The sequence below is a fragment of the Pseudomonas sp. efr-133-TYG-103a genome (assembly GCF_030209235.1).
Taxonomy (GTDB): domain Bacteria; phylum Pseudomonadota; class Gammaproteobacteria; order Pseudomonadales; family Pseudomonadaceae; genus Aquipseudomonas.
The window spans coordinates 1-6,720 of record NZ_JARVSK010000046.1; the positions used below are offsets into that span (position 1 = coordinate 1).

Annotated in this window: 6 protein-coding genes and 1 riboswitch; of the genes, 2 read left to right on the forward strand and 4 right to left on the reverse strand. The window is 60.2% G+C overall.

Translation table 11 applies throughout. The features are described 5' to 3' along the window. Positions 1 to 190: hypothetical protein (locus QRN36_RS26990; protein WP_285426775.1), on the forward strand; the 190-nt coding region annotated here is incomplete at its 5' end. Here the strand turns inward: QRN36_RS26990 and QRN36_RS26995 are convergent. The 4 genes from QRN36_RS26995 to ahcY form a co-directional block, all read right to left on the reverse strand. Then, positions 187 to 2,082 carry a DEAD/DEAH box helicase gene (locus QRN36_RS26995; protein WP_285426776.1) on the reverse strand — a complete coding sequence of 632 codons (1,896 nt, stop codon included), beginning with the start codon at positions 2,080 to 2,082 and terminating at the stop codon, positions 187 to 189. The two genes, QRN36_RS26990 and QRN36_RS26995, sit on opposite strands and share 4 nt — an antisense overlap. A gap of 229 nt (positions 2,083 to 2,311) precedes the next feature. Then, a complete protein-coding gene (locus tag QRN36_RS27000) occupies positions 2,312 to 3,133 on the reverse strand; it encodes an ABC transporter substrate-binding protein (protein ID WP_285426777.1) in 822 nt (273 codons plus the stop codon). Between the two features lie 136 nt (positions 3,134 to 3,269). Continuing rightward, entirely contained in the window at positions 3,270 to 4,115 is an 846-nt protein-coding gene (gene metF / locus QRN36_RS27005; RefSeq protein WP_285426778.1) for a methylenetetrahydrofolate reductase [NAD(P)H], read from the reverse strand. 193 nt (positions 4,116 to 4,308) lie between these two features. Continuing rightward, the gene (ahcY, locus tag QRN36_RS27010) at positions 4,309 to 5,718 is read right to left on the reverse strand and encodes an adenosylhomocysteinase (RefSeq protein ID WP_285426779.1); all 1,410 of its coding nucleotides are present in this window, start codon (positions 5,716 to 5,718) and stop codon (positions 4,309 to 4,311) included. A gap of 20 nt (positions 5,719 to 5,738) precedes the next feature. After that, positions 5,739 to 5,851: riboswitch (S-adenosyl-L-homocysteine riboswitch) on the reverse strand. 200 nt (positions 5,852 to 6,051) lie between these two features. On the opposite strand from ahcY, the gene QRN36_RS27015 reads away from it, so the two are divergent. After that, a complete protein-coding gene (locus QRN36_RS27015) occupies positions 6,052 to 6,456 on the forward strand; it encodes an acyl-CoA thioesterase (protein WP_093468364.1) in 405 nt (134 codons plus the stop codon). The last annotated feature ends 264 nt before the right edge of the window (positions 6,457 to 6,720 follow it).

A 6,720-nucleotide genomic window follows, 5' to 3' on the forward strand; every position in this document is an offset into this window, starting at 1 on the left:
ATGCATCGAGCGTTTTAAGGGTGAAACAGGTGTAAACCTATTTCAGGACTGGACATGCTCCTCACGTTTCGGAAGGCTTGACGGCCACCTGAACGCAAGCCTGGGCGTGCCCGGGCTGTGGCGGCAGCGCATACAGACAAACAAAAACGCCCCGAACCAGTCGGGGCGTTTTCGTTTCAGCCGGGCTTAACCTTCGCGATTGCGGGTCAGCAGGGCAGGTTTCTCACCGCGTGGGCGGCTTGGCAACTGATCAAGCAGCTCGGCCGACGGGAAGCGGTCGACCTTGGATTCCTTGTGCATGATCTTCGGCTGGTTCTGGTTTTCACGAGGACCTTTCACCGCAGGCTCCTGACGGGCAGCCTGATCTTCACGCGCAGGGCGGCGGTTGCGTGGCTGATCGTCGCGACGCGGCTGACCATCACGGCCTGAACCGTTGCGAGGACCGTTACGCTTGGCTGGCGCGCCTGTACCCGCGGCGGCACCGGCGCCGCCATTGCGCGGACCGCTGCGACCCGGAGCCTGACCGCGTGGCGCAGGTGCTGCACCAGTGGCCGGAGCGCCCGGACGACGGTTGCGGCCTTGCTGGTTCTTGCCCTGATAAGGACTCACGTAGTCGGCGCGATTACCGAAGTTGTCAACTTCGTCATCCAGGAACTCGTCAGGCGCACGGTCAGCACGCGGTGCAGGTGGCTGCGACGGGCGTGCTTCGTTAGACGGCGTGCCCTGGCGAGGCTTCTGCTGACGAGCAGGACGTGCCGGACGCTCGCCCGACGCTGCCGCTGCCGGCTTTTCCTTGCCCTTGTCTTTACCTTTGTCCTTGCGACCGCCGCCACCGCCGCCGCCATTAGGGCCGTCGCCCCGAGGGCCGCGAGCATTGCGCGGGTTGCGTACGTCCGGACGTTCACGCACTTCAGGCTTTTCAGCCTCTACGGCGGTGATGTCGAAGCCCATCAGATCGCCGTCCGCGATCTTCTGCCTGGTCATGCGCTCGATGCTTTTAAGCAGCTTTTCTTCGTCTGGCGCGACCAGCGAAATCGCCTCGCCGGTGCGTCCGGCACGACCGGTACGGCCGATGCGGTGCACGTAATCTTCATCGACATTCGGCAGTTCGAAGTTGACCACGTGGGGCAGCTGATCGATGTCCAGGCCGCGAGCCGCGATGTCGGTGGCGACCATGATGCGAACGGTGCCCGCCTTGAAGTCGGCCAGCGCTTTGGTGCGCGCGTTCTGGCTTTTGTTGCCGTGGATGGCCACAGCGCTCAGGCCGTGTTTATCCAGGTATTCGGCCAGGCGGTTGGCGCCGTGCTTGGTGCGAGTGAACACCAGCACCTGTTCCCATGCGCCCTGAGTGATCAGGTGGGCAAGCAGCGAGCGCTTGTGGTTGGCTGGCAGGCGGAAAACGCGCTGTTCGATACGCTCGACCGTGGTGTTCGGCGGCGTGACTTCAATGCGTTCCGGGTTGTGCAGCAGCTTGCCGGCGAGGGCCGTGATGTCTGCCGAGAACGTCGCAGAGAACAGCAGGTTCTGGCGTTTGGCAGGCAGGCGAGCGAGGACTTTCTTCACGTCGTGAACGAAGCCCATGTCGAGCATGCGGTCGGCTTCGTCGAGCACGAGAATTTCAACGTGGGACAGATCGACGCTGCCTTGGCCGGCCAGGTCGAGCAGGCGACCCGGGCAGGCCACCAGCACGTCGACGCCGCGCGCCATGGCCTGAACCTGTGGGTTCATGCCGACGCCGCCGAAAATGCACGCACTGACGAACTTGAGGTTCTTGGCGTAGATCTTGAAGCTGTCGTGAACCTGAGCTGCGAGTTCACGCGTTGGGGTCAGGACCAGTACGCGAGGTTGGCGCGGGCCATGACGCTGGGATTTGTCCGGATGACCGGCGGGGAACAGACGCTCCAGAATCGGAAGAGCGAAACCACCGGTTTTACCAGTACCTGTCTGAGCGGCGACCATCAGATCGCGGCCTTGCAACACGGCGGGGATAGCCCGCTGTTGCACCGGAGTAGGCTGGGTATAGCCAGCAGCCTCGATGGCGCTGACTAAAGCCTCGGAGAGACCGAGGGAAGCAAAGGACATGAGTAATCCTGTCTTAAGTTGGGGCCAAGGGGCCCAAATAGGGATGATCTTCCGGGCGCAGATTGGCATGAGAAAGCGCAATCCCGTCCGGTCCTGTCGGGGTCTGTAAGTTCAACTCGTGGCATGAGCGCTGGGTGAAGAATGCGCTGCTGGCGTGATCGAGAAGTCTTCCGTGAGACCGAGCATCCGGGCGTAAGCCTGGCGGGAACGCCGGAGTATAACAGAGCAATCACAACGCGCTGCTTTCATGCTGCTCAACGGTTTTATCGATGCCGGCTGCTGGTGGCGCCGCCGATTGCGTTGCCGGCGCCACCAGTGTCTCGCCCGTATAGCGCGCTACCAGTTGCGCGTAGGCGGGTTCACGTTTGAAGCGTTTCAACTCGGCACTGAAACGTTGTACCAGTAAATCCATGCCAGCGTTACGTCGCAACGCAAGAAATTGCTCTCGGTGGCTCACAACACCGGGGAGCTGGCTCACCTGATCGCGCAATTTCAACTGGTCGATGATTTTCTGGCCGACGAGGCGGTCAGTCACCATCAGGTCGATACGGCCGCGAATCAGTTTGCCGAAGTTGGCCTCGTGGCTGGGTGCCGGCTCGCGTGTGAACAGCGTCGAGCTGTCGAACTCCGGGCTGTACAAATAGCCTGGCGACACACCGATGGTCAGCCCGCGCAGATCGTCCAGGCTATTGAAAGCATGGGGCCGGGCGTTGGCCTGATACATCACGTAATTGACGTCCGACATGGGCTCGGCCGGGTAAAGCAAGTTGTCGCGCTCGCTCGCCTGAAAGATATCCAGAATGCCGTCGGCGTCACCTTGCTGGAGCATCATCAGGCAGCGTTTCCATGGCAGGAATTGCCACTGAACATCGATGCCCAGACGCTGGAAGACAATGGACGTGGTGTCGTAATCCAGGCCTGAAACATGCTGGTCGTCGACGATGATGTAAGGCGACCATGGCTCGGTGACGATACGCAGCTTTTCGCCCAGAGCGTTGAAGCTCAGGCAGGCGAGCAGGGTGGCGATCAGCAGTCGGAAGGTCTGAGGCATTGGGCGAGATTACGACGCTCGACCCCGAAATAGAAGCATTGTTTCCGAGTGCCCGGGCAGGCCTCATTGCGCTGAGAGCCTGCCGCCAGAGCGTCGCCTCGCGATCGCGAGAGCCGCACAAGCCGGTTGCGGCGTTTCAGCGAGGAAGCTTGAGGTTGTTCCAGATTGCCAGGCTAGGTTCCGCCTGATTCAGCGTATAGAAGTGCAGGCCAGGCGCGCCGCCTTGCAGCAGTCGGTCGCACATTTCGGTAATCACCTGCTCGCCGAACGCCTGGATGCTCGCCGCGTCATCGCCGTAGGCTTCCAGTTGTTTGCGGATCCAGCGCGGAATTTCCGCTCCGCAGGCGTCGGAGAAGCGCGCCAGCTTGCTGTAGTTGGTGATCGGCATGATGCCCGGCACGACCGGAATGCTGACGCCCAGTTTCTCGACGCGGTCGACGAAGTAGAAGTAACTGTCGGCATTGAAGAAGTACTGGGTGATCGCACTGTCGGCACCGGCATTGGCCTTGCGCACGAAGTTCTTCAGGTCGTCTTCGAAATTGCGCGCCTGCGGGTGCATCTCCGGGTAGGCCGCAACTTCGATGTGGAAGTGGCTGCCGGTTTCTTCACGAATGAAGCTCACCAGGTCATTGGCGTAACGCAGCTCGCCGCTGGCCATGCCCATCCCGGACGGAAGGTCGCCGCGCAAGGCGACGATGCGGTTGATGCCTGCTTCCTTGTACTGCGCAAGCAAACCGCGCAGATCGGCCTTGCTGTCGCCGACGCACGACAGATGCGGCGCCGCAGGAATATTCACTTCCTTTTCCAGCTGCAGCACGGTGTTGATCGTGCGGTCGCGCGTGGAACCCCCGGCACCGTAAGTGCAGGAGAAGAAATCGGGATTGTAGCCAGCCAGCGTACGGGCCGTGGCAAGCAGTTTTTCATGACCAGCGTCGGTCTTCGTAGGGAAGAACTCGAAGCTGTAGCGACGGTCTTGGGACATAGTCATAACCTTGGAAGCTCAAAAGCCTTGTGCGTGCCCTGTAGGAGCGCGCTTGCCCGCGATTGAGGTGTGTCAGCAACATTTTCTTGTCTGACACACTGCAATCGCGGGCAAGCGCGCTCCTACAAAGCTGCGGTCGTTCTTGCAAAAGTGGCGTGCCCGACAGAACGGGGCACGCCCTCCAGCAGGCTTATCAGTACCGATAAGCGTGCGGTTTGAACGGGCCTTCGACGCTCACGCCGATGTAGTCGGCCTGGGTCTTGGTCAGCTTGGTCACGACGCCGCCGAAGCCGCGCACCATTTCCAGGGCCACTTCTTCGTCGAGTTTCTTCGGCAGAACTTCAACGGTCAGGCGTTCGGCTTTCTGAGCAGGGCTCAGGTCGGCGTACTTCTGGCCGAACAGGAAGATCTGAGCCAGCACCTGGTTGGCGAACGAGCCGTCCATGATGCGGCTTGGGTGACCGGTGGCGTTACCCAGGTTCACCAGACGGCCTTCGGCCAGCAGGATCAGGTAATCGTCGTTCTGTGGGTCGAACTCGCCAGCGCCGGTGCGGTGGATCTTGTGCACCTGTGGCTTCACTTCTTCCCATGCCCAGTTCTTGCGCATGAAAGCCGTGTCGATTTCGTTGTCGAAGTGACCGATGTTGCAGACCACGGCGCGTTTTTTCAGCGCTTTGAGCATGTTCGCGTCGCAGACGTTGACGTTGCCGGTGGTGGTCACGATCAGGTCGATCTTGCCCAGCAGCGCTTTGTCGATGCTGGCTTCGGTACCGTCGTTTTCACCGTCGATGAACGGCGATACCAGCTCGAAACCGTCCATGCAGGCTTGCATGGCGCAGATCGGGTCGACTTCGGTCACTTTGACGATCATGCCTTCCTGACGCAGCGACTGGGCGGAACCCTTGCCCACGTCACCGTAGCCGATGACCAGCGCTTGCTTGCCGGACAGCAGGTGATCGGTGCCGCGCTTGATCGCGTCGTTCAGGCTGTGACGGCAGCCATACTTGTTGTCGTTCTTGCTCTTGGTGACCGAGTCGTTGACGTTGATCGCAGGGATCTTCAGTTCGCCCTTGGCCAGCATGTCCAGCAGGCGGTGTACGCCGGTGGTGGTTTCTTCAGTGACGCCGTGGATTTTTTCCAGCATCGCCGGGTATTTCTTGTGCAGGATCTCGGTCAGGTCACCGCCATCGTCGAGGATCATGTTGGCGTCCCAAGGCTGGCCGTCCTTCAGGATGGTCTGCTCGATGCACCACTCGTACTCTTCTTCGGTCTCGCCCTTCCAGGCGAAAACCGGGATACCGGCGGCGGCGATGGCGGCGGCGGCCTGGTCCTGAGTCGAGAAAATGTTGCAGGAAGACCAACGTACTTCGGCACCCAGGGCAACCAGGGTTTCGATCAGCACGGCAGTCTGAATGGTCATGTGGATGCAGCCGAGGATCTTCGCGCCTTTGAGCGGTTGCTCGCCGGCGTATTTGCGGCGCAGGCCCATCAGGGCAGGCATTTCGGATTCAGCGATGATGGTTTCGCGACGGCCCCAGGCAGCCAGGGTGATGTCGGCAACTCTGTAATCGTTGAAGTCGGCGGGCGTCAGTACAGCGCTCATAAGAGTCTCCATTCGTAGTGTGCGAATGGGCGCCGTTGTGCGTTTAAGGCTTGCCCGGCTGCAGTGAGCCTTGAGCAAACAACGCCCCATCCGAGCCTGACAGGTCTGACCTGCTGCAGCGCCCCTCGGACAGGTGGCGGGAAAACGGTATCAAGCGGTGATGACCGTTCTTTGAAGCGGTGCAGAGTATAACGATGTCTTTGACCCAGCCCAAGGGCGAGACACAGATAAATGACGAGCGACTAATCGAGACCATAGTCGATGCTCAATGGAGGTAAACGTTGCGGGCTGGCACTATGCTCCTCATCAAATGGCAGACGACAGGAGAGCACCATGAATTTTCACACTCGCAAGTGGGTGAAACCCGAAGACCTGAACCCCAACGGCACGCTGTTCGGCGGCAGTCTGCTGCGCTGGATCGACGAAGAAGCGGCGATCTACGCCATCGTCCAGTTGGGTAATCAGCGAGTGGTGACCAAGTACATTTCCGAGATCAACTTCGTCAGCGCATCGCGTCAGGGTGACATCATCGAACTGGGCATCACGGCCACTGAGTTTGGTCGCACTTCGATCACGCTGACTTGCCAGGTCCGCAACAAGATCACCCGAAAGAGCATTCTCACGGTCGAGAAAATGGTCTTCGTAAACCTGGGTGAGGATGGCCTGCCTGCCCCTCACGGCAAGACCGAGATCACCTACGTGAAAGATCAGTTCAAGGAAGAAGTGATCAACGGGTGATGCGCGCAATGGGCGCGGGTTTTTGATCAATGCGGAACCTGTGGGGGCGAGCCTGCTGTCTTTAACGCCCTCTTCGATCAGCGGCGTGATACCCGACGGGTTCCCGGCTAAAGCCGGTCCTACGAAAAACTTACAGCGTCAGTAGGACCGGCTTCAGCCGGGAAGAGGCCGGAACATGCTGTGGAGTTGCAGCGTCTGGAAATCAGCCATCGCGAGCAAGCTCGCTTGTATGGTAGGACTCGAAGGGGTGGGTGGGACCTAAAG